Genomic DNA, 21446 nt, shown 5'->3' on the forward strand with positions numbered 1-21446 from the left:
CATCATCTGTCATTCACCCGTATGGAGTAATTGGGCGTACGCGCGTTGTCGCTGACGAATAGATGATCGTTGCACTCTCCGCTATCTGAGGAGTATGCGGTATGGACAAGGTGGAGGTCTGACCGATGAGCAGAGGAGGGCCCGGGAACGGGTACGGCTCCTTGCCGCTCAGCGGTTTGCTCAGGGCGCGACGACCTCGGCGATCGCCGAGGAACTGCGGGTGAGTCTGCGATCCGTTCAGCGCTGGCGTCGCAAGTGGGCCGAAGAAGGGGCTCCGGCGCTGGTTTCACAAGGTCCCTCGTCACGGCCACGGTTAAGTAGCGAGGAGTTCGACCGGCTGGAAAGAGATCTGGCCATGGGGCCGATGGCCTATGGCTGGCCTGACGAACGTTGGACGTTGGAGCGCGTCCGGCTCCTGATCGCCAGACGTTTCAACCAGGAGTACACGGTGCCGGGGGTGGCGAAGCTTCTGCGCCGACACGGCTGGTACTGCCAGATGCCGGCTCAACAGGCCGATGAGCCGTACCGGGTGAGCGGGTGGCTGAAGATCACATCGCCGAGGCGCCGGTGACCCCGTGGCCCACTCATGGACCAGCGACTCCGCCGGTTGAATCGCTGTTGCTCGATGCGCGAGCGCCTTGCGTCGGTGCGGGAATGGTTACCGGAGCGCCACCGCTCCCGTCGAAGCCAGAACACAACTGGCTCTCGATGCCACCCGAGGTCTGAAGTCGCTCGGCTCGCACTCAGCGCAGAGCACCGAGCAGCAGTGGCGCGAGTTCAGCGACGGCGGCCTGCAACCAGTCCCGATCGGGGACCAGCAGAGGAGAAATGCATGTCCAGCATCCTTGTCCCAGGCACGACGAAGGCAGAGCATCAGGCGCTCCTCGGCGGCGCATACCGCTACTTCGAGGGCGTCGGTCTGGCTGCAAGCCCGCCCGACCCCGACATCGCCGACGGTGACGGCCTCGTCTCGTACATCAACGCTTCCACGAACCCGGCCCCGGCCCATCTCGTCGAAGAACAGAAAAGGCTGTCGACGGTGCTCGAAGGACTGACCGGCCTCGTCACGGCAGCGGTGCTCGCGGGCGCGGAGAAGGGAAAGCACGGCAAGCACGAGCCGGAGGCGTGGGCCGAACCCGTCCGTAAAGGGCTGGGACCCTTCATCAGCGGCATCAACTCCGAACAGGTCACCTACAACCGCGACGTTGTAGGAGTCGAAGTGGCGAATCAGTTCCTGAACATCCTGATGAACGCCGTGACCCGCGAAAGCCCCGCTCTCGACTCATTCCGGAGGTTCCTGGCGGGGCAAGGGGAAACCATCAGGCTTCAGGGGGAGGGGAAGGAAGAGGGCTACCAGTACGCCTGCATCGGAATGGTCCACGAGATCTTCCAGCTGGCTGACGAACGGTGGGTCTACCTCCCCAAGATCCGCTGCTACTTCACCCGCTTCACCCGGTCGACCTTCAAGGTGACCGCGGGATGCGCCTCCGCGAGCAAGTTCAACTTCAACTTCGCGGTCGAGAAGTTCGTGGCCCCGTTCAAGATTCAGACGTGGCGCGACAACGAGGACTTCCGCAAGGACGTGGACGACTTCATCAAGCGTCACACCGGGGCGGCCATCAAGCAATCGGACAACTACTTCGACGACATCTTCGATTCGAAGCCGAGCGATAAGCAGGAGTGAAGGAGGTCCCTCGGGGGGTGGTGCGCGCCTCATCTCCGGCGTTGAGCAGCACCCCCCTCCCAAGCATCGATCACCGAAAGTCGGGGTCGGCTGCCTTCCTGACCGCGAGGGCGCTGCAGCACCACGATGCAGCGCCCCCAGGCAGGCCGCCGGACCCAAACACGCGGCCGCGAACGGTCATGCGCACAGATCCGGTAGTCGGAAGCGGGGTTCGAATCATCATGGTCATTCTTGTGCAGAAATTCGAAGTCATCCCGGACTGTCCATCACTCAACTCGAAGCAGGCGGAGACATTCAGCTCCTTGGTCTCTCGGCTGACCGGCAAATATGCCGACTTCTCCCGGGACGGGATGACCATCGTCAAGGACGCGAAATCGATCATGCGCATAGACCAGCAGAAGTCGATCACGCATCCGTTCGAAGGCGTCAATATATCCGGGCAATTGCATCACACTTTCGCCTGTGTGTTCCTTGCCGCCACGCTGCTCCGCCGGACAGAGAGAAGGGGGCAGGAGGAAGTGGAAGCGGCTGTTCAGGAGGCGCTCGAGGCGAGTCGCAGGGATGGCCGTCGTTATCTGGTCCGCGAGAGCGAGTACCAGCGGCTGACACAATGAGGTGAGTTGCCGGTGGGTGATCGAGGCAGCAGGCGAGTTTGAGGAGCGCCTCGTGGACGTCGGCCCGCCCTTCCCGGCGCACCCGGAGACGTAGGAAGCCGCATGAGGCTCCTGTGTTGTTGAGAGAGGTGCTCGACGTCTCAACTCATCAACGCGGGAGCCTCGTTGGTTCCCTGTGACGCAGCGCGCCAGTCGAGCCGCGATGCGGCATTGGGCTCGGCAAGTAGTGCCTCATGCAGTCGTTGCCGGACTCCGGCCTCATTCCCGTCTCGTAGTCGTCTCCCACAGGTCATGCCCGACCCGAAGCCCATCTCGGTGCGCAGGTAATCCCACTGAATGCCATGGGGGCCGCACGTACAGGACGCCGCACAGAACCTTCCGAACCGGCACGGGCTCGCGTCCCGGATACCGAAACCGCCGTTGCTTGAACGGCAGCAGCGGTCCGATCCGCTCCCACGGCTCATCCGACACGATCCACGGTGAAGCCCCCATGTGATCAGAATGCGCAACCCCCTTGCGGACAACCAGGGGCAAGGCGTCGCACCGCGTCGACCGTTGTCGGCCGGAATGCGACATCACCCCTGAAGAGCAAGGGTGCGGTCGCGGATCTGCCAGCCACCTCTCGATCACACCTGCTGGACTGATCGCGAAACGCGCTGCCTTCACAGGACGGAACGCCATGCAGGCAACCACTACCGCTTCAGTCAACGGCAAACTCTCACCTCCTCGGTCCCCGCTGGCGGGGTGGCTGGCCGTAGTCTCGGTGATGCTGGGGATCTTCGTCATCGTCACCACCGAGATCCTGCCGATCGGTCTGCTGACCTCGATCGGATCCAGTTTCACCGTCTCGGACGGGATGGCTGGACTGGTGATGACCATGCCGGGCTTTCTGGCGGCGATCGCCGCTCCACTGGTCACTGTGGCCACGGCACGCTTCGACCGCCGACTGATGCTGTGCCTCTTCATGCTCTTGCTGGCAGTGGCGAACTTCCTAGCCGCCGCGGCACCCGACTACTGGCTCGTACTGATCTCCCGGATCATGGTCGGGATCACGATTGGCGGCTTCTGGTCGATCGGAGCGGGGTTGGCGGAACGACTGGTGCCGCCGGGCTCGGTCGGCAGGGCAACTGCTGTGATCTTCTCTGCCGTCCCGCTAGGATCCGTCCTCGGCGTGCCGACGGGCACCCTCATCGGAGATCTCGCTGGATGGCGAACGGCCTTCACCGTCGTGGGAGCTCTGACGGTCGGCGTACTGGTCATGCTGCTCTTGTTCGTGCCGCCGCTTCCTCCGCTCCAGGCCACACGGCTGGGCGTGCTCAACGGCATGCTCCGCAGCGTCAACACTCGCTTGGCACTCCTGCTGACGTTCCTCGTTGTGCTGGCTCACTTCGGCACCTACACCTACGTGACACCGTTCTTGGAACAGGTCACCCGCGCCAGCGATGGTCTGATCACCACATTCTTGCTGCTCTATGGTGTCGCCGGCATCCTCGGCAACTTCCTGGGTGGCGCCTGGGTGGCCCGGTGTCCGCGAACCGTCTTCGGGCTCGCGGCCGCCCTGATCGCCGCGGTGACCCTCCTCCTTCCAGCGTTGGGCCGCTGGGAGACCGGCGCAGCGGCACTGCTGATCGTGTGGGGCATCGCGTATGGCGCCGTACCAGTCGCGTCGCAGACCTGGTTCCACAAGGCGGCACCGCATGCCCCGGAAGCGGCATCGGTCCTGTTCACCGCCTCTTTTCAGGCAACGATCTCGATCGGTGCACTCGTAGGAGGAGTCATCCTGGACCGCACCTCTCCGTCCGCGGTCATGCTGCTAGGCGGTTGCACCGCAGTGCTCATGGTCCTGGCAGTCGGGGCACACCTCGTCGCGCCGGACCGCAACGAGCGGCCCTGAACACACACTGGTATCCGGGCCTGAAGCCGTTGCCGGACCGGCAGGTGCTGTGCGGGATCCTGTACGTGCTGCACACGGACATCCAGTGGGAGTACCTGCCCAAGGAGCCGGGGTTCGGTTCCGGCATGACGTACTGGCGGCGGTTGCGGGACTGGAACGAGGCCCGGGTCTGGCAGCAGCTGCACGAGGTCCTGCTGGCTGAGCTGACCGCGGCAGGCAGGCTCCAAGCTGCCCCGCCAGTGTCCTCAAGAAGCAGACCGCGCGGGGCGCGGACCAGATCTGGGAAGCCCGCCCCAAGTGGACCTGTCACGAACTCCCGCGGGCCCGGTCGACGCCGGGCTCGTCCCGCACCGCCTTCACCACCCGGTCGACGGTCCGGGCGTACTCCTTGTCCTTGATCGTCAGGGTGTCCGAGTCGAAGACGATCACGTCCTGTTCGGTTACGGCGCTGGGGAACTCCTCTCCAGCAGCGGCGTCACCTTCCGACTGTCCGACCCGGTGACGCTGTAGTCGGAGGCGACGAGGGACGAGAGCAGGTGGGGGTAGGTGAGGGCCGAGGCGACGAACAGCCCCAGAGGGCAGATGTGCCGGGGCCCGGAAGTAGGACAGTCCACCGTGCTGCACCGGAGGGAAGCCCCCCTCAGCTCCGCCCCCGCGCCCCGTCCGCCCCGGGTACGCCGATCAGCAGCAGCGTCACGTCGTCGTCGTGCGCGGACATGTCCGGGATGAGGGTACCGACCACCCGGTCCGCCTCCTGGTCGAGGAGCTCGGGGTCCGCGGGAGCGTTCTTCGGTGCGCGGTCCACGGTGCGGGCGAGGACGTCGATCCGGGCCTCGATGTCGGTGCCGGGGCGTTCGACCAGTCCGTCGGTGTAGAGCACGAGGAGGCTGCCCGGCGGCAGCGCGTACGTGGCCTCCTCGAACGGCACCCCGCCGCCGCTCGCGTCGTTGACTCCCAGGGGCACACCGATCGGCGCCGGCAGCCGGCGGGTGGGCCCGTCTGGGGGCCGGACGAGGACGGGCGGGTGGCCCGCCGAGCAGAGGGTGACGTCGCCGGTGTCCCGGTCCAGAATCAGGTAGACGCAGGTGACAAGCTGGGTCGCCAGGTCACCCACGAAGCTGTCCAGCGCGGTCATCAGCCCGCTGGGCGTCACCCCCGTGCGGGCGAGCGCGTGGGAAGCGGCCCGCAGCTGCCCCATGACGGCCGCCGCCTCCAGTCCCCGGCCCATCACGTCGCCGACGACCACGCCGGTGCGGCGGCCGTCGAGGAGGATGACGTCGAACCAGTCGCCGCCCACCCCGGGGTCCTGGAGGGAGGCCAGGTACCGGTGCGCGCTGGGCAGGTACGGGAGGCTGGGCGGCTCCCCCATGAGGCTGTGCTGCAGCGTGTAGGCGATGCGCCGGTGCTGTTCGTAGCGCTCGGCGCGCTCGGCCTCGGCCCGTCTGCGCTCGGTGATGTCCCGGACGGACAGGACCACCAGCGTCTCCCGTTCGGCCTGCAGTTCGGCCTGGAGGCTGCTGATGCTCACCTCGACGGGGAAGTGCGTGCCGTCGCGGCGCAGCCCGTACAGGTCCCGGTCGACGACGGTCGGCTGCGGGTCACGCAGGCCGAGGTAGGCGCAGAGCAGCGCGCCGTGCCGCCGACGCCACGACTCGGGCACCAGATCGACGACCTGGGTGCCGACGAGGTCGTCCGGTGTCCGGCCGAACAAGGGCTCCACCTGCGCGTTGGTCATGACGATGATGCCCTTGCCGTCCGCGATCAGGGTGGCGTCGGGCGCGGACTCCAGCAGGGCGCGGAACCGCCGGTGGGCGCGTTCCAGCTCGCGCTGTGCGGCGGCCCGTTCGGTGACGTCGGTGACCACGCCGCACACGGCGTAGGGGGTGCCGGAGGCGTCGGGGAGCGGGAAGAGCGTGGAGAGGAATTCCCGCGGGCCGTCCGGCAGGGTGAGCAGCTCCTCCCGTTGCAGGGGTTTGCCCGCCCGCAGCACGGCCTCGTCGGAGGCCCGCACCTCCTCCGCGAGGGGCGACGGCATGACGTCCTTGTCACGGCGGCCCAGCACCTGCTCACGGGAGAGGTTCAGGCTCTTCTCGAACGTGGTGTTGACCGCCAGGTAGCGGCCTTCCACGTCCTTGACGAACACCACCGCGGGCGTGTTGTCCATGAACGCCTGGAGCAGCTGGTTCTGGCGCACCTGCCATTCGAGACGGGCGTGCGCCACCTCGACGCGGCGGCCCACGGTCAGCGCCGCGAAGATCAGCGCGGTGAACGCGACCGTGTGGCCGCACACCAGCAGCGCGGTGCCGAGCCGGGGCCCGAACAGCTCCGCGTCCTCGCCCACGAGGACGCCCCAGCCCAGCAGCGGCGGCACGATCAAGGCGGTGACGAACAGCCGGCGCCCCAGCGTTCCCGTCGTTCCCGCGTTCGTCAGCAGTCCGGCCGGCCCCACGTCCGGCCGGACCAGGAAGAGGGCCGCGCCGAGCAGCACGAGGGCCAGCGCGGTGTGCAGCGCCATACCCGTGTACGGGCGGAACCGCTCCAGCTCGGGCACCCGGTACGCGGCCCCGTACAGTCGCAGGGTGCCGAGGGCGAGGACGGCGAGGCCCGCGATCTGGCTGATCCAGGCGGGGACGCGGCGGATGCTCGCGCACAGGGCCGCGAGGCCGCCGAGGATCAGTGCCGCGGCGGTGTTCGGTGCCATCAGTCCGGGTCTGCCCGCGTCGCCGGTGTTGTCGGTGAAGAGGAGCTCGTCGATGTGGAGGTTCGCCCCGGTCGCGTACTCCACGAGGGCGAGGGCGCCGATCACCGTCGTCAGGGCGGCCGCCGCACGGGCCGCGGTGGCCGTCCGCGAGCGGACCGGATCACGGCCGACGACGTAGACGGACAGGCCGAGGGCGATGACGGCCACCGCGGTGTTGGCCTTCATGGCCGTCGTGACGCCGGGCAGGACGCGCTTCAGCGCGTCGGCGTCGAGGATCCAGCCGGTCAGGCTCAGCAGGCCCGCCAGAGCGGCGATCAGCGCCGCCGCACCGGCCGCCGCCCGAGTGGCGGCCAGTGCGTGCGGCTGGAACGGCAGGCCGTCGGCCCGCTTCGCTCGATGGGCGCCAGGCAGCCCGGGCACCTGCTGGTTGCTCGTCACCGCATTCTGTCCCTGCCGGATGACACCCCCGCCCGCCTCCATCAGCTTACGTACTGCGGACGGTCCGCGCCCGGCGCGATGCGGGGTGCCGCACAGCGGCCGGAACCCTACGAACAACAGCGGCACCGGCTCAGGGGCGGCACCCGTACGTTCGCGGCGAAGCTCCGCGCGCGCACGCCGGCAGGCCCCCGCACGCGCAAAGACGCACGCCCCGTAGGTGCTCGCCGGCAGGCCCCGCACGCGCCAGGCAGCGTCCTTCCGGTCATCCGATCATCCGGTCGTTGGCTGGTCGTGAGGGACGGGGCGATGGCTGACGTCGCCTGGGCGGTGATCGAGTCGTTGTGCGCCGCCTGCGGGCCTGGCCCGGGACAGGTGGCGGGATCACCGCCAGGTGCCGGAGGACATCGTGTAGGAGTTCCGCACCAACGCGCCCTCAAGAGATCTGGCGGAGCGATTCGGACCCTGGCAGACCGTGCACGGGCGCTTCGCCCGCTGGACCGCCGACGGCACCTTCGACCGGCTCCTGGCCGCGGCCCAGGGGCGGCCCCGAGGTGGACTGGCGGTCCGATGGACCCCACGATCGTCCGGGCCCATCAGCCGACCGCTGATGAAGGGGGCTCGAGAAACGCGGCCTCGGACGTTCCCGCGCCAGGCTGACCAGCAAAATCCCCCTGGCCTGCGACGGACGCGGCCGGCCGTTGTCCTTCGCGGTCACGGCCGGGACCCGCAACGGCTGCATACGAGAAACAGCCCGATCGCCACCTTGCCGCCATCACCCTGGCCGGCACGTTCATCTGGCTCGAGACGTGATCGACAAGTCGCTGCTCAGGCGCTGTGTCGACGTACTCCTGTGAGAGCTCCACCAAGTACGGAGATATCTGCACCAGCGCGAGGGCGCGACAGCCGGTCCCTATCCCGTGGGCATGGTGGAGTCGGGGAGGTGAACCTCCAGCACGACTGCGGTGCCGGCCACGGTCCGGTCCTCGTGCATGTTGATCTGTCGGCCGGTTTCGACGTGCGCCCAGTGAGTGGGGGTGAGGGGGATGAGGCGGACAGTGGCTCGGCCGCCAGGCTCCAGAACGGGCATGTCCTCAACCCAGAGCCTGGCAATGCTCACCGAAGTACCCCCGGTGGGTGAGAGGTTCCCGATGTCCCACATGGGCCGCAGAACACCGTGACCGGAGATTGGTGTCTTGCGTCGCGCCTCCGTGGCTGGACGGAGCGTCAGATCCGCCCGGATCACTCCGTTTCGGATCTCGGAACATCGCCAGCGGCACCAGGCCGCGCTCCGCTCGAGACCGAGTTGCTCAGCCGCCTCGGTGAGCTGCTCCCAGAACGTCAAGGGCAGCGGATGCCCGTCCCCGAGCTCCTCCAGCAGGCTCAGCGCGATCTGCCATTCGTCTTGGGCGAGGTAGTCCCAGACGTCGCGCACCGAGATGTCGTTTTCGGTAGCGACCTCTTCCGGGACCAGGAGGGAAGCCGATTCGAGCAGCTCAGTGACATCCATGCGGTCATTGTCGACCACGTCGTCAGGCTGAGTCGGCCCGCTCTCGTCCGATGGCGGCCAGGCGGTTCTTGAGCCGGTAACTGGGACCGTTGATGGAGATCACTCCGCAGTGGTGGAGAGGCGGTCGAGGATGGCGGTGGCCGGCACCTCGTCACCGAACGCCTGTCCCCATTCGCTGCTGGTCTTGTTCGAGGTCAGGATGATCGAGCCCTTCTCATAGCGCTTGGAGATGACCTGGAAGACCAGGTTGGCCTCCGCGCGGGCAAGGGGCTGGTAGCCGGCCTCGTCCAGGACGAGGACCGCTGGCGGCAAGTAGGCCTTGGCCTCGACGAAGGAGAGACTGGCGAGGTCTTTGACCTTGCGAGGGCCGAGCTCGGGCCGGAAGGAGAAGTCGTAGTCCTCCAGCGTCTTGTGGTGCGGCGGCCTCGACAGCCTCAGGCCCTGGCGGAAACGGCGGTCGTCACGGACAGCGAGTTCTGCGGACAGGGCCAGGCCGATGAAGTCGAGGTAGCCCATCTTGGCCTCATCGGCCCGCTGCGCGTACCGGGTCAGGGCCTCGGCCAGGTGTGGCCGCAGCCTGACCGCCGGCCGTCCTTCGTTCGGGTACAGAACCTGTGAGGTGTCCCCCGGTCGAGTGAGCGGGGACGGAGGCTGCCGCCGCTGCGCCGATACGGTCATGCCGTGACCTCGAATTCAACACAAACGCAGTCCGTACGCTCCGCCGAGGTGGGGACCTTCGTCGCCATGTCGTGGAGCCGTGAGACGCCGCAAGGCGCCATCCCTTACGTCCTCGCCTTCTCCCTCGGTGACGGTGACAACGGTCCCGAAGGCTCCGCCGCCGCCGTCGAGCAGCTGATGCGGAACTGCCAACTCTCCACCGAGGAGGGCCTGGTCGACGGCAGCTCCCGGCCGAGCCTGCCGATCAGCCTGCTCGTTGTGGACGGGTCCGTCGTCCTGACGATGCCGCAGATCAACGCACAGATCGTCCCCTCGAACAAGTGGCTTGCGGATGTCGCCGAGCGCGGGTACGCCTGTCTCCTTCTCACGACGCGCACGTGGCCGGGCGGCGAACTGACCGACAACGACGCGCTGGCCGCCTTCGCCAACGACGAGGAGACACTGAAGCTGTCCGCCAAGGTCGTCCTGCCGGCCCGCAAACTCCGCGATCGCTGACCCGACCGCCGACCGCCGACCGCAGGTTCGCTCGACAAGGTGACGTGGTTCGCCTACGCCCCGGCTGGTCTCCTGGGCACACTGGAGCGCGCTCACTCGGCCGACCTGCACACGCTGAGCGTCCGTACCGGGCAGGGGACGTGGAGCGTCTACGTCCAGCGAGCGGGGGTTGCGTCCAGCCCGTAGTACGCCCCCGCGAGGCCGGCCGGTGACCTCGGCGACGGTGTCCGTGTCGCCGCCGAGGCCGATCGCCGCACGCAGCGCGTCTTCGAAGATGGCGTTGGTGCGCAGGGCCCGGACGGCGGAGCCCAGGCAGGGCCAGCGGGAGGACCGTGGCGTAGAGGATGCGGTGGTCTGGGCGGACCAGGGCCTGGATATCCGGGAGCGCGGTGAGGGGTGCGCGACGCCCATTGCCGACCTCGAAGATGACGCGGACGAGTTCGTGGAAGATCGCGGTGCCCTCGCAAGCCGCGCAGTCGCCGTGGGTGAGGGCGGCGACGCGGCGGGCCGCATCCATGGTGGCTTCCCGGTCAGCACGTGCGAAGCGGATCGCGGAGGCGGATGCGCGTATCAACGAGCCGTTTCCTGCTGCGCGATGACCAACCGCCCCACCAATAGGTCTGACCCTGCCGCCCGCCCCCGAACGGCGCCATCGCCCCCCCCGGGGCGGCTGCGTGTTCCCGATCGAGTGGTGGCGCTCGCCGGCGTCATGTACGTACTGCGGACCGGTGTCGCGTGGCGTGACGTCCCCGCGGAGGCAGTGGGCTGTTCCGGGTGACGGCCTGGCACCGACTGCGGGACTGGACCGAGGCCGGCGTCTGACCGCGCCTGCACGCCGCCCTGTTGACCGAGGTTCGTCTTGCCAGCCTGCTGGACCTGGACGACTGCTCCGTGGACGGATCGCACGTCCGGGCGCTGAAAGGGGGGACCACGTCGGACCCTCGCCCCTCGATCGGGTCCGCCCTGGCTCGAAGCACCACCTGATCGTCGACCGGCACGGAACCCCGCTCGCCGTCACGCTCACCGGTGGCAGCCGGCACGACGTCATCCAGCTCCTTCCCCTGCTCGACGCCGTTCCGTCGATCCGGGGTCTGCGGGGCGTCCCCGCCGCAAGCCCCGGCGTCTGTATGCCGACCGGGGCTACGACTTCGACGAGTACCGCCCCCTGCTGTGGAAGCGCGGCATCAAGCCGATGATCGCCCGACGCGGCGTCGCTAACGGCTCCGGACTGGGCAAGGTGCGCTGGGTTGTCGAGCGTGCCTCGCCTGGCGGTACCAGTTCAAACGCCTCCGCACCCGCTACGAGCGCCGCGCCGATCTCCACCAGGGCCTGCTCGCACTGGCCTGCAGCCTTATATGCCCGCGCCGCCTGCGAACCTCATCCTGAAGCGATCAGCTGGCGACGCTGAACCACCCCGGTCGCACCTCGGTCAGAAGCGGTTGCAGGGACCGCACGGCGGTCCGCAGGTCCTGATCCGTGACGTCAAGAGGCTCAGGCAGGCTCAGCCCGTACCAGCGCAGCCGCCAGAGGTCGAAGATCTCGCTCCCGTCGGGTGCGAAGTCGACATCGACCTCGATGCCGTTGTCGCTGACGAAGCGGCACCCGGCCCCATGAACCGAGTAGGAGTAGGTGCCGACCTGCCCACTCCGGTTGATGATCCCGTGAGAACGGACCAGGCCGAGGACATCTGCGAGTCGCTCAAGCGAGGGGATCGCCGCCCTCATGGCCTCGTCAACCGCGTTCAGAGCGTCGACGTAACCAAGCACGAGCCCCCGTGCATCCCCAACCCGTTCCATACGTCGTCCCCTGAGCCCGTGGTTGAAGGGGATTGTTCCATGGGCCGCAAGCGTCTCCGCAGGGCGGCATTCTGAAACGATCAGTAAGTCGTACGCCGGCTCGGCCCCGATCACCCGGGCCTTCGGCAAGAAACACTTCGTCGGCCGCCGCTTCGTCAAGAACAACCGGCTCATGCACGCCGGCTTTCTCCGGGCCTTCTCATCCCTCACCGCCTCACCGCCTCACCGCCTCACCGCCTCACCGCCTCACCGCCTCACCACGAGCGAACGCCCACTACCGGCGCCGACGCGAACACGGAGACTGGCACAACGCCGCCCAACGCCACCTGCTCAACCGCCTCCTCGGCCAGCTCCACCACTGTCTCCAGACCCGGCAGCCGTTCGACGAACAGCGCGCCTTCGCGCCACTGCTTCCAGCGCAACTGGAGACCGTGACAGGGGCCCGCAAGCCGAGCCACTGATCGGCGTCCCAGGCCCGGAACCGATCCGCTTCGATGAACCCCAGCTTGGCCGCGAGGCGCATCGAACGGACGTTGGCGGTCTGAGTGGCGAGCACCACCGGCTCACCCGGAAGGACGTCTTCGAGCCAGCCCAGAGCCGCCGCGCACGCTTCGGCCGCATACCCGAATCCCCACGCCTGCGGCAGGAACAGGTAGCCGAGATCGACTTTCCCCACGGCAGAGGGGCAGACGTGCTCCGTTACTCTCCGGAGCAGGATCTGGCCGATCATCACCCCGTCGAGATCGACGACGAAACTCCCGGACCGACCGCCCGGGCACCTCGGGTATCTCGCCGCCCTCAAGCTCGTCACGCGGCCGGGGGCCGCCGAGGTAGGTGTGCACCTCCGGCGAGGCGTGCAGCTCGACGAACGCCGCACGGTCCCTGGCCTCGGGCTCACGCAGCACGAGCCTCTCGGTCCTGATCGGTGCAGGCGGCCACGCAACGGGTCCGAGATCATTCATGTCGGCCAGCCGATCAGCGGCCTCGGTAGCGATCAAGACCCGTGGTCCCTCTTGACTTCTTCGGCCCTCACGTGGGCGGTGTCGAGGACGACCCGGGTGACGTCGAGGAGGCCGACGTCGTCGAGTTGGTGCGGCACGACCTCGTGCAGGCGGCCATGCTGAATGTCACCGATTCGGCGGCCCGACCCCGGTGAGCACGCTGCCTTGCACCGGGTGATCTGTGGGAGGTCGTCTGGACTCGGGCCAGGGCACGTGGCGGGCGAAGGGCCGGGCTATGCGGGTGCGGGCTTACTGGCGGCGGATGAGGCCGAGTTCGGTGGCGGTGGCGACGGCGGCGGTGCGGGAGTCGACACCGAGCTTGGCGTAGATGCGGGCAAGGTGGGACTTGACGGTCCCTTCGGTGAGGTGGAGCCGGGCGCCGATGGCCTGGTTGGACAGGCCCTCGGCTACCAGGGTCAGGACTTCGCTCTCGCGGCGGGTCACGGCGGTGCCCGGAGTGCGCAAGCGGTTCATCAACCGGTCCGCGACGGCGGGGGCGAGAGCGGTGCGGCCGGTGGCGGCGGTGCGTACGGCGGCGGCCAGGTCCTCGGGCGGGGCGTCCTTGAGGAGGTAGCCGGTGGCGCCGGCTTCGATGGCGGGCAGGGTGTCGGCGTCGGTGTCATAAGTGGTGACGATCAACACGCGGGGCGCCCCGGCGCGGGCGGTGATCGCGGCGGTGGCCTGGGCGCCGTTCATACCCTTGCCGAACTGGAGGTCCATGAGGACGACGTCGATGTCGCCCTGGGCGGCTCGCGTGATGGCGTCCTCCGCGGTGGCGGCCTCGGCCACCACGGTCATGCCGGGCTCGGTCTCCAGTACGGCGCGCAGCCCGGCCCGCACGACGGGGTGGTCGTCGGCCAGGAGCAGGCGGATGGGGGTGTCGGTCACGGTCACGCCTCGGGTGTGGTGTGGGGTGGGGTGTCGGGGGTGAGGTCGATGGGCAGTTGGGCAGCCAGGGCGGTGCCGTGGCCGGGGCCGGATTCGACGGCGAGGGTGCCGCCGAGGGCCTGCGTGCGGGCGCGCATGGCGGACAGCCCGAACCCGCCGGCCTCGGGGTCGAGGACGGGCAGGTGGGCGGGGTCGAAGCCGCGTCCGTCGTCGACGACATCGACGGCAACGTGATCGCCGAGGTAGCTGAGGGTGACCTCGGCGGTCGAAGCGTCGGCGTGGCGGACGGCGTTCGCCAGGGCGGACTGGGCGATCCGCAGCAGCGCGACCTCGTGCGCGGTCGGCAGTGGTACGGGCTCGCCTGTGAGGTGGAAGCGTGCGGTGATCCGGTGGCGGGCGCTGGTGGTGGCGCACAGCCGCTCCAGGGCGGCGGCGAGGGTGGTGCCTTCCAGCGCGGGTGGGGCGAGGGCTGCGACGAAGCGGCGCGCTTCGGCGAGGTTGTCGACGGCGGTCTGGCGGGCCTGGTCGACGTAGCGGGCAGCATTCTCGGGGGTCTGCGGGAGGGCGCGTTCGGCGGCGCGCAGCAGAAGCTGGATGCTTGAAAGGCCCTGGGCGAGGGTGTCGTGGATCTCGCGGGCCAGGCGTTCGCGTTCGGCCAGCACCCCGGAGGTGTGCTCCGCGGTGGCCAGGTCGGCGCGGGTTGCGGTGAGTTCCTCGATCAGGCGCCTGCGCTGCTCGCTCTCCCGGTACAGGGCCTGATACCCCCACACCACCGCGACCGCCACGGCGGCACCGAGGGCCGGTCCGATCGCCATCGCCGCGCTGAAGGAACCCTGGTGTGCGGCGAAGCCGGTGATGGCCGCCGCCGCGGTGAGCGCCACCGCGGCCAGTCCGGCGCGGCGGGGCAGCAGGTGGAGCTGGAGGAAGTACAGCGGGAAGGCCAACCACACCCCATCGGCGGACAGGGCCAGCAGCACCAGCCAGAGGGTGCTCACGGCGGCCAGCCACAGTGCGGCGGCCTGTCGTGAGCGGCTTACCCGAGGCAGTACCGGGCCGGCCGCGTAGACCAGGCCGCACGCTACGGCCGCGGCGAGGATCCAGCCGACGTGCGAACGGTGATCGGCCACGGCCCGGCCTGCGGCCAGGGCGAGGAGGCCGACGACCAACACGTGCAGGCACCAGGCCATGGCGCGGGTGGTGGGGGTCAGGGTGGGAGCGGTGGTGTTCACAGTCCCTCCAGCCTATGAAGAAGCCACCGGCCGGGCCTCCATCAAAAGTTACAACCGGCGTGCCGTCTTTCGGTGCGGCAAGTGCTGTCCCGGGCCAGATGTCCGGCCGGGCATCTGGCGGCGAGGGTGGAGACATACCGCTTCCTCCATCTGAAAGGGCAGTCCACGCCGTGTTCGTCGCCTGGAGAGACCTGAGATTCGCCAAGGGGCGCTTCGCCCTGATGGGCACCGTCATCGTGCTGATCACCCTGCTGGTCGGGCTGCTGTCCGGGCTGACCGCCGGATTGGGCCGGCAGAACACCTCCGCGATCACCGGTCTGCCCGCAAACAAGATCGCGTTCAACGCACCCGGCAGCGGCCAGGACGTCTCGTACGCCAACTCCACCGTCACCGAGAAGCAGTGGCGGCAGTGGGCCAAGGCGCCCGGTGTGCGCAGCGCCGAACCGCTGGGCATCACCACCACCAAGGCGAGCGCCGGAAACAAGAGCACGGGGGTCTCCGTTTTCGGCGTGCAGCCCGGCTCCGCGCTCGCCCCCGACAGCAACAAGCTCGACGACCAGTCGGCGGTGCTGTCCACCACCGCCGCCGATGACCTCGGCGTGAGCGCCGGCGACAGCTTCACCCTGGCCGGACAGAAGATCACCGTCGCCGCAGTGAGCGGAGATGCCTCCTTCAGCCACACCCCGGTCATCTGGACCAGCCTCGACACCTGGCAGAAGACCGCAGCCCCCACCGGCAAGACCAACGGGCCCACCGCCACGGTCATCGCCCTGAACACCACCTCCGGCGCCGATGTGAAGGCCACCGACCAGGCAGCGACCACCAGAACGGTCTCCAGGGACGACTCGTTGTCCGCGATCGGCTCCTACACTTCCGAAAACGGCTCCCTGCAACTGATGCGCGGCTTTCTGTTCGCCATCTCCGCCCTGGTCATCGGCGCCTTCTTCACCGTCTGGACCATCCAGCGCAGCGGCGACGTCGCCGTCCTCAAGGCGCTGGGTGCCTCCACCGCCAACCTGCTGAGGGACGCCCTCGGCCAAGCCGTCATTCTGCTGGCCGGCGGGACTCTGATCGGCACCGGCATCGCCGCCGGCCTCGGCGCCCTCGTCGCCGGCAGCGCCGTGCCCTTCGTCCTCGCCCCCGCAACCGTCCTGATCCCGGCCGCCGTGACGATCGCGCTCGGCGCGCTCGGCGCCGCCCTGTCCATCCGCCGCATCACCTCCGTCGACCCGCTGACCGCCCTGGGGAGCGCCCGATGAGCCTCAACCTGACCGACATCACCCTCACCTACCCCGACGGCGACTCGCGCCTCACCGCCCTGGACCAGGTCACCCTGGACGTGCCCAAGGGCACCCTGACCGCCGTCGTCGGCCCCTCCGGCTCCGGCAAGTCCAGCCTCCTCGCGGTCGCCGCCACCCTCATCACCCCCGACACCGGCACCGTCACCCTCGACGGCCAGGCCACCACCGGCCTGACCCGCGGTGAACTGACCGAGCTGCGCCGCCACAAGATCGGCATCGTCTTCCAGCAGCCCAACCTGCTGCCCTCCCTCACCGCCGCCGAACAGCTCCAGGTCATGGCCCAGATCGACGGTCGCAAGCCCCGCACCGCAAAAGATCGGGCCATGGAACTCCTTGACGCCGTCGGCCTGGCCGACCAGGCCCGCCGCCGCCCCCACCAGCTCTCCGGCGGCCAGCGCCAGCGCATCAACATCGCCCGCGCCCTGATGAACGACCCCACCGTCCTGCTGGTCGACGAACCCACCAGCGCCCTCGACCACGAACGGGGCGCCGCCGTCGTCGACCTGATCACCCGCCTCACCCACCAGCAGGCCACCGCCACCGTCCTGGTCACCCACGACCGCGCCCACCTCACCGCCGTCGACCAGATCGCCGAGGTCCACGACGGACGCCTGCACCTGCCCGCCTACACCTGACTCGACCCGGGCGGCCCCGGACGTGCCGAGCATGTCCAGGCACCGGGCGGTCTCTTCGGCGGCACCGTCGACGTCGCCGGCGGCGAGGTGGGTGCGCAGGGCAGCCAGGACCTGGCCGACGAGGTCGGTGGAGATACTTCGTCCAGATGTCCGAGCCTGACGGCTTCGAGCCACGTTCGAGCCAGAAGGACCTTCGCGAGATCGATGTCAGCATGCGAGACAAGGGCGATCGGCTCCGAGTGCTCGCTCGTGTGGAGCCGCTCTTCAAGTTGCCGCCTCGGCCGCGCAGGCCACCGGCAGTTCGATTGCTTCCCGGGCAGTGGGTCCGCTGGCAGTTGAACTACCGGTTCTCCAGTGCCCTGGGAATACGCGATTGGTCGTACTGGCTCGACACGTTCGACATCGCTTAGAGCCCGTAACGCGATCTTGCATGTGCGTACTGGCGTGCGTGACCAGTAGGACGACTCCGCCGTTCGTGGGGTATGGGGAATCGGTCGTGGATCGTGGACGACGAGTTGTACGGTCCGTCGTGGTGTTCAAGGTCATCACCACCGCAGCCGAGGTCAACGACGTCATGCATGATCTTCCGCTGTGCGGTGCTCACGGCCTGCTCGAGTTCGATGCGGGCGTGCTTCATGTTTCATGGTCTGCTTGAGCTGAGCGTTGTGCTCGACCGCCGGGACACGCCTGCCGTTCGTGGCCGCATTAGGCAGTTCGAGCCGGATCACCTCGAGACGGGTGACGAAGCCCTTGATCAGGTAGCGCAGCCGGGCCTGCGGTGCTGTCCTCCCGTGGGCGCTGGCAGCCCACCTCAACTGCCTGCTCCGAGATGCGGCCCCTGCCATGTGCGGGGATCCTGGCCAGGACGCCGAAGCGAGACGTCGACGACCATCGGTCAAAGCTCCAGGCGTTAAGACAACGCCGCAGTTCCGTTCACGGCGCTTGGCGGCCTCACCCACGGGGCGACGGGGAGCGGCATTGGCGCCGACGGCAGGCGCCGACGGCACCCCGCTCGTCGACGCCTGAGGAGGTCCGCCGTCTTCTTCTGCGCCTGGCCACCGCACGCCGAGGCCAGGACATCGCCATCACCCGAAGGCTGATCAAGGAATGCGACGACCTGCTGAGCCGTAGGAACTCGGCCCCCGATGTGCTGACGAAAGCCCGCGCCTCTGCCGAACGGTGGCTCTTGGAACACACAAAGGAAGTCGTTACACGCGGCGGCCGCACAGCCCAGGTCGTCGTCTTGACCGGCAATACGGAGCAGAAAGAGAAGCGAGAGCGTCGGCAGGCTGCGTCCAGGCGGCAGGAATACCTGCTGGAGCTCGTACCGGCGCTCGAGCAGGAGCGCTTCGGTGATGTACGGGCTCTGTTGAGAGCCATCGCCCAGCTGCCGGACAGCGGAGTGCGCCTTACCCGGGCGCAGGTCACCCTGCTGCAGACGGCCAGATCCCGTGTGTACGGTCAGAAGGTAGGTGTGCTCCACGACCAGGTCGTACGCAAGATATGGCTTCAGCGGCCCTGCCCGGAGTGCAAGGCCAGGCCTGGCCAGGAGTGCTTCGACAACCTTCCGTCTGGCCAACGACTGCGGCGCTTTGGCGGCCATGAAGAACGGCTGCTCCTGGTCGTGGCGTCCGGGAAGCGGCGAGCAACCCGTCAACCACAACCGGCACCAGGACCCGCCCATGAGGCTGCGCCTCCGCGCAGGGCAAGAACCACTACCGAGGACTCGGCCCGTAACGCCACACGCGTGCCATGCCCTACCTGCAAGGCCCCAGCAGGCAAGCCCTGCACGGTGCCGGGCAGTCATCCCGCCCGCTTCCGACGTCTCCAGAAGCAGCGCCGGTCGTAGGGTTCGATGAGCAGCTCACCCGATACCAGGTCATCGGTCCCCCGCCGGGCGGCCTGTGCCGGCAACGCCGGGCCCGGCAGCGGCCCCGACCCGGCGCGGATGGAACGACTCACCGCGCAGGTTATCGACGAGGACACCGTGCTGGACGATCTGGCCGCAGCCACAGCCGCCATCGTGTTCGAACACAACCGGCTCACCGACGAAGCCGCCGGCATCCAGCTCAGATACGGACCCGACGGGCGCCGGCACCCCTACCGTGCTCCGTATGCCATCTGGCAGCCCGTCGCCGGCACGTCTCACGACGCCGCGCCGGGGCGTATCGCGCCGCACGCCGTGCTCAGCCCGGAAGGCCGGCTGAGCACGGCTGCCTGCCTCCGGTGGTTGCGGATGAGCTCAATGAGCCCGCCAGCACCGGTGAGCTGCGGGAAGCACGAGGTCGGCGACGGCAGTACGCAGCTCATCGGCCCTCGTCCGCACTTGAGGATTCACAGCCACGTCCCGCGTCGAAACGACGGTCGACCTTCCACGACGCCGGACGGGGGACGGAACGGTCCGACGCAGAGGCCTTGAGGCGACAACCGACTCAAGGCCTCTAACGTCATTCTGACCGGAAACCTCGTCAGGCAGCCTGTTCCTCATCTGGATTGAATCGGTCCAGTTGCGGAGCAGCAGGCATCCCTGTGCCGCCTCGCGTGGGGCGGCGACGACAGATTTTCTGTGCAGCCCACGTCCCGACTGCCAGGACAAGAGCTGCAGCAAGACTGCCGATGAACTCGGGTAGGGCGTCCCTCAGGACGTCGTGCATGGTGTAGTTCGGCGCACGTCAAGGGGGCCCGGTCGCGCGCCGTACTCCTTGGGTGCGTCGACTGGCTGTCATGGCATCGGGGATCGTTGTCCCGGGCCCTGGACAACAGGTGAATTGTCACCTCGAAGGGTCCAGAAATCTCCTTACTGAATCGAGGCTCCCCCACGGCACCCAGTCGGCTGGCCCGACTTGGCGCAAGAATCATGCATCGGGGGCAGACCCCACGCACCCGGTTCCGTTGATTCCGCTTCCGCCGAGCTCAACGGCGTGTCGAACCCCTTAGAAATGCCCGCTGCACCTGTGCCGCTGCTGCCGGCCGGGCAGCAGCGACACGGGCGCACGGCGCCTCGGCCAAACAAGGATGCGTTCACGCCAGGCCTGCATGTCGCCCCGAAAATCGATCACAGGTTCGGTATCGATGGTGGAGACCAGGCGGCAGGCGAGTGCCTGCCGCCACCCACAACTCGGGGGTGCAATGCTCAAGGAAAGAGGACTGCTTCGCCGTGCCCTGATACGTGCAGCTGCACTGCTCACGGCGGGGATTCTCACGGCGGCCGCTGCGCCGGCAGCCGCAGCCGGGGTGGACGACGGACCGTCGGCCCAGACGTTCGTTCTGCCGGTTGGTACGCCGGTGCCCGGTCCGCAGGAGCTGCGGGATGAAGGGGTACGCAGCGCACTGGCCGTACAGTCCCGCTCGACGACGCCCGGCCAGATGGCTCAGGAGACGGTCGGCCCGGCAGCCGGCTACGGCACCCGGGCGTCTGAGCCGGCCGCCGTTCCGGCCCCGGTGCCCGCGTCGGCGCAGCAGGTCCCGGCTGACGTTCCGCCGGTGGAGTACCCGGACCCGCCGCGTTCGATGTCGGTGGCCGAGTGCAAGAAGAAGCTGGAGGCGGGCGCCGCGGTCTACATCAAGTCGCGGTTCACGGTGTGCACCGGTCTGAAGGTCACCACCATCTGGCTGCGCAGCGGCAACAACCCGGTCGGCACTAGCAGCTTCGTGCTGCTGGTGCGGGGCACGGCCAGGGAGAACGACCGCACGATCCGCTACGACTACGACGTCACCGACTTCACGCGGATCAACACCACCGAGACCAGCGGTCTGAAGATCAAGCTGGAGGGCAAGCTGGAGCGGACCTGGCCCTCGGCCGCCCGAGCCGCCCAGGGCGGGAACCTGCCGGTGACCCGGACGTTCGACCAACTGCAGCTCATGCCGTCCGCGCACTTCACGCACACCGTGCGCTACGCGCCCGGGCAGGGCACCGGATCCGGGGCCGCGGACGTGGTCTTCGGCGTCTATCGCCCCATCGTCACCTCCACCCTGCCTCCCGGCTGGACCGGCGACAACCCGGCCGTCGGCAAGCTGCCCATGCTCGCCCCTCGCTGGGACGCCGGAAAGTACCTGTCCAACCCGACCGGCGGAGGCAACCCCGCCAACAAGGGAGGAGCCTCCTTCAGCTACCTGGCGACACTGGTGTACAGCACCAAGGCCACCGCGCCAGAACGCGGCGTAGCCGCCCACATCAAGACTGCTTACACCCGCCCCCAGGCCACCTACCCGCCCAACGGCGACAAACGGATCCCCGGCCAGAAGGCTTCGGACCCGCTGCACCGCCTCTTCCTCGACACCCAGCGCCGCAAGGACAACCGCGCCCGCGCCCTGAGCAACTGCCGCCGCTACTATGGCACCGGCTACAGCGAGAACAACACCAAGGACTGCGACGAGTTCCCCTTCGCCACGACCTACGAAGGGTGTGCCCAGGCCGAGTACGACCCGTACTCGGAGAAGAAGAACTTCTCCGTCCGGCCGGTGATCAAGAAGCAGAACAGCGACGCCGGCCTTCTGCTGGCCCAGTTCTACAAGAAGAACCGGATCATCGACGGCATGGACGACGGCTTCCTCGTCAAGATCACGTCATGACGGAGCACTGAGC

Annotated in this window: 17 protein-coding genes and 9 pseudogenes; 15 read left to right on the top strand and 11 right to left on the bottom strand. The window is 68.4% G+C overall.

What is annotated here, in order from left to right; all coding sequences use genetic code 11:
* Positions 1 to 94 precede the first annotated feature (94 nt).
* From ACIGXJ_RS19750 to ACIGXJ_RS19760, 3 genes are all read left to right on the top strand, one after another.
* Complete coding sequence (locus ACIGXJ_RS19750; RefSeq protein WP_399646855.1) at positions 95 to 571, top strand: helix-turn-helix domain-containing protein; 477 nt, start codon at positions 95 to 97, stop codon at positions 569 to 571.
* A gap of 261 nt (positions 572 to 832) precedes the next feature.
* Positions 833 to 1684 (top strand): hypothetical protein, encoded by an 852-nt coding sequence (locus ACIGXJ_RS19755; RefSeq protein ID WP_399646858.1) that lies wholly within the window; start codon positions 833 to 835, stop codon positions 1682 to 1684.
* 221 nt (positions 1685 to 1905) lie between these two features.
* Positions 1906 to 2298, top strand: coding sequence for a hypothetical protein (locus ACIGXJ_RS19760; RefSeq protein WP_399646861.1), 393 nt, complete (start codon positions 1906 to 1908; stop codon positions 2296 to 2298).
* 191 nt (positions 2299 to 2489) lie between these two features.
* Here the strand turns inward: ACIGXJ_RS19760 and ACIGXJ_RS19765 are convergent.
* Positions 2490 to 2874: pseudogene (locus ACIGXJ_RS19765) on the bottom strand (transposase); the annotation flags it as partial.
* A gap of 103 nt (positions 2875 to 2977) precedes the next feature.
* Here ACIGXJ_RS19765 and ACIGXJ_RS19770 point away from each other — a divergent pair.
* Both ACIGXJ_RS19770 and ACIGXJ_RS19775 read left to right on the top strand, forming a co-directional pair.
* Positions 2978 to 4192: an MFS transporter gene (locus ACIGXJ_RS19770; protein ID WP_399646863.1), complete on the top strand. Its 1215-nt coding sequence runs from the start codon at positions 2978 to 2980 to the stop codon at positions 4190 to 4192.
* Between the two features lie 14 nt (positions 4193 to 4206).
* Positions 4207 to 4417: pseudogene (locus ACIGXJ_RS19775) on the top strand (transposase); the annotation flags it as partial.
* Positions 4418 to 4498: 81 nt separating this feature from the next.
* Here ACIGXJ_RS19775 and ACIGXJ_RS19780 read toward each other — a convergent pair.
* Positions 4499 to 4621, bottom strand: a complete 123-nt coding sequence (locus ACIGXJ_RS19780; protein ID WP_399646994.1) for a hypothetical protein — start codon at positions 4619 to 4621, stop codon at positions 4499 to 4501.
* A gap of 211 nt (positions 4622 to 4832) precedes the next feature.
* Positions 4833 to 7331 (bottom strand): SpoIIE family protein phosphatase, encoded by a 2499-nt coding sequence (locus ACIGXJ_RS19785; RefSeq protein WP_399646866.1) that lies wholly within the window; start codon positions 7329 to 7331, stop codon positions 4833 to 4835.
* Between the two features lie 430 nt (positions 7332 to 7761).
* Between ACIGXJ_RS19785 and ACIGXJ_RS19790 the strand changes: the two are divergent.
* Positions 7762 to 7842 (top strand): annotated as a pseudogene (locus tag ACIGXJ_RS19790) (IS5/IS1182 family transposase); the annotation flags it as partial.
* Positions 7843 to 8241: 399 nt separating this feature from the next.
* Here ACIGXJ_RS19790 and ACIGXJ_RS19795 read toward each other — a convergent pair.
* Both ACIGXJ_RS19795 and ACIGXJ_RS19800 read right to left on the bottom strand, forming a co-directional pair.
* Complete coding sequence (locus ACIGXJ_RS19795) at positions 8242 to 8838, bottom strand: hypothetical protein (protein WP_399646983.1); 597 nt, start codon at positions 8836 to 8838, stop codon at positions 8242 to 8244.
* 22 nt (positions 8839 to 8860) lie between these two features.
* Positions 8861 to 9447 (bottom strand): annotated as a pseudogene (locus tag ACIGXJ_RS19800) (ATP-binding protein).
* Positions 9448 to 9519: 72 nt separating this feature from the next.
* Here ACIGXJ_RS19800 and ACIGXJ_RS19805 point away from each other — a divergent pair.
* A complete protein-coding gene (locus ACIGXJ_RS19805) occupies positions 9520 to 10011 on the top strand; it encodes a DUF5949 family protein (RefSeq protein WP_399646869.1) in 492 nt (163 codons plus the stop codon).
* Positions 10012 to 10163: 152 nt separating this feature from the next.
* On the opposite strand, the pseudogene ACIGXJ_RS19810 reads toward ACIGXJ_RS19805, so the two are convergent.
* Positions 10164 to 10615 (bottom strand): annotated as a pseudogene (locus ACIGXJ_RS19810) (ADP-ribosylglycohydrolase family protein); the annotation flags it as partial.
* Here ACIGXJ_RS19810 and ACIGXJ_RS19815 point away from each other — a divergent pair.
* Positions 10607 to 11397, top strand: a pseudogene (locus ACIGXJ_RS19815) (IS5 family transposase). The pseudogenes ACIGXJ_RS19810 and ACIGXJ_RS19815 overlap by 9 nt on opposite strands.
* A gap of 5 nt (positions 11398 to 11402) precedes the next feature.
* On the opposite strand, the gene ACIGXJ_RS19820 reads toward ACIGXJ_RS19815, so the two are convergent.
* A complete protein-coding gene (locus ACIGXJ_RS19820) occupies positions 11403 to 11981 on the bottom strand; it encodes a DUF6896 domain-containing protein (protein ID WP_399646871.1) in 579 nt (192 codons plus the stop codon).
* Here ACIGXJ_RS19820 and ACIGXJ_RS19825 point away from each other — a divergent pair.
* Positions 11893 to 12268: pseudogene (locus tag ACIGXJ_RS19825) on the top strand (hypothetical protein); the annotation flags it as partial. The gene ACIGXJ_RS19820 and the pseudogene ACIGXJ_RS19825 overlap by 89 nt on opposite strands.
* Here ACIGXJ_RS19825 and ACIGXJ_RS19830 read toward each other — a convergent pair.
* The 4 genes and pseudogenes from ACIGXJ_RS19830 to ACIGXJ_RS19845 all read right to left on the bottom strand — a co-directional run.
* A pseudogene (locus ACIGXJ_RS19830) lies at positions 12238 to 12769 on the bottom strand (GNAT family N-acetyltransferase); the annotation flags it as partial. The pseudogenes ACIGXJ_RS19825 and ACIGXJ_RS19830 sit on opposite strands and share 31 nt — an antisense overlap.
* 56 nt (positions 12770 to 12825) lie before the next feature.
* Positions 12826 to 12924, bottom strand: a pseudogene (locus tag ACIGXJ_RS19835) (IS5/IS1182 family transposase); the annotation flags it as partial.
* Between the two features lie 133 nt (positions 12925 to 13057).
* Positions 13058 to 13696 carry a response regulator gene (locus tag ACIGXJ_RS19840; RefSeq protein ID WP_399646874.1) on the bottom strand — a complete coding sequence of 213 codons (639 nt, stop codon included), beginning with the start codon at positions 13694 to 13696 and terminating at the stop codon, positions 13058 to 13060.
* 2 nt (positions 13697 to 13698) lie between these two features.
* A complete protein-coding gene (locus tag ACIGXJ_RS19845) occupies positions 13699 to 14925 on the bottom strand; it encodes a sensor histidine kinase (protein WP_399646877.1) in 1227 nt (408 codons plus the stop codon).
* 170 nt (positions 14926 to 15095) lie between these two features.
* Between ACIGXJ_RS19845 and ACIGXJ_RS19850 the strand changes: the two genes are divergently transcribed.
* The 6 genes from ACIGXJ_RS19850 (at position 15096) to ACIGXJ_RS19875 (ending at position 21433) form a co-directional block, all read left to right on the top strand.
* Positions 15096 to 16184: an ABC transporter permease gene (locus tag ACIGXJ_RS19850; protein ID WP_399646879.1), complete on the top strand. Its 1089-nt coding sequence runs from the start codon at positions 15096 to 15098 to the stop codon at positions 16182 to 16184.
* Entirely contained in the window at positions 16181 to 16861 is a 681-nt protein-coding gene (locus ACIGXJ_RS19855) for an ABC transporter ATP-binding protein (protein ID WP_399646882.1), read from the top strand. The genes ACIGXJ_RS19850 and ACIGXJ_RS19855 overlap by 4 nt, the downstream gene beginning before the upstream one ends.
* Before the next feature lie 146 nt (positions 16862 to 17007).
* Positions 17008 to 17271 (top strand): hypothetical protein, encoded by a 264-nt coding sequence (locus tag ACIGXJ_RS19860; RefSeq protein WP_399646885.1) that lies wholly within the window; start codon positions 17008 to 17010, stop codon positions 17269 to 17271.
* A gap of 122 nt (positions 17272 to 17393) precedes the next feature.
* Positions 17394 to 17516: a hypothetical protein gene (locus ACIGXJ_RS19865; protein ID WP_399646887.1), complete on the top strand. Its 123-nt coding sequence runs from the start codon at positions 17394 to 17396 to the stop codon at positions 17514 to 17516.
* A gap of 1293 nt (positions 17517 to 18809) precedes the next feature.
* The gene (locus ACIGXJ_RS19870) at positions 18810 to 19280 is read left to right on the top strand and encodes a hypothetical protein (protein ID WP_399646889.1); all 471 of its coding nucleotides are present in this window, start codon (positions 18810 to 18812) and stop codon (positions 19278 to 19280) included.
* A gap of 947 nt (positions 19281 to 20227) precedes the next feature.
* On the top strand, positions 20228 to 21433 hold the full coding sequence (locus tag ACIGXJ_RS19875; protein WP_399646891.1) for a hypothetical protein: 1206 nt from the start codon (positions 20228 to 20230) through the stop codon (positions 21431 to 21433).
* The last annotated feature ends 13 nt before the right edge of the window (positions 21434 to 21446 follow it).

Source organism: Streptomyces sp. NPDC053367, assembly GCF_044545925.1.
Classification (GTDB): Bacteria; Actinomycetota; Actinomycetes; order Streptomycetales; family Streptomycetaceae; genus Streptomyces.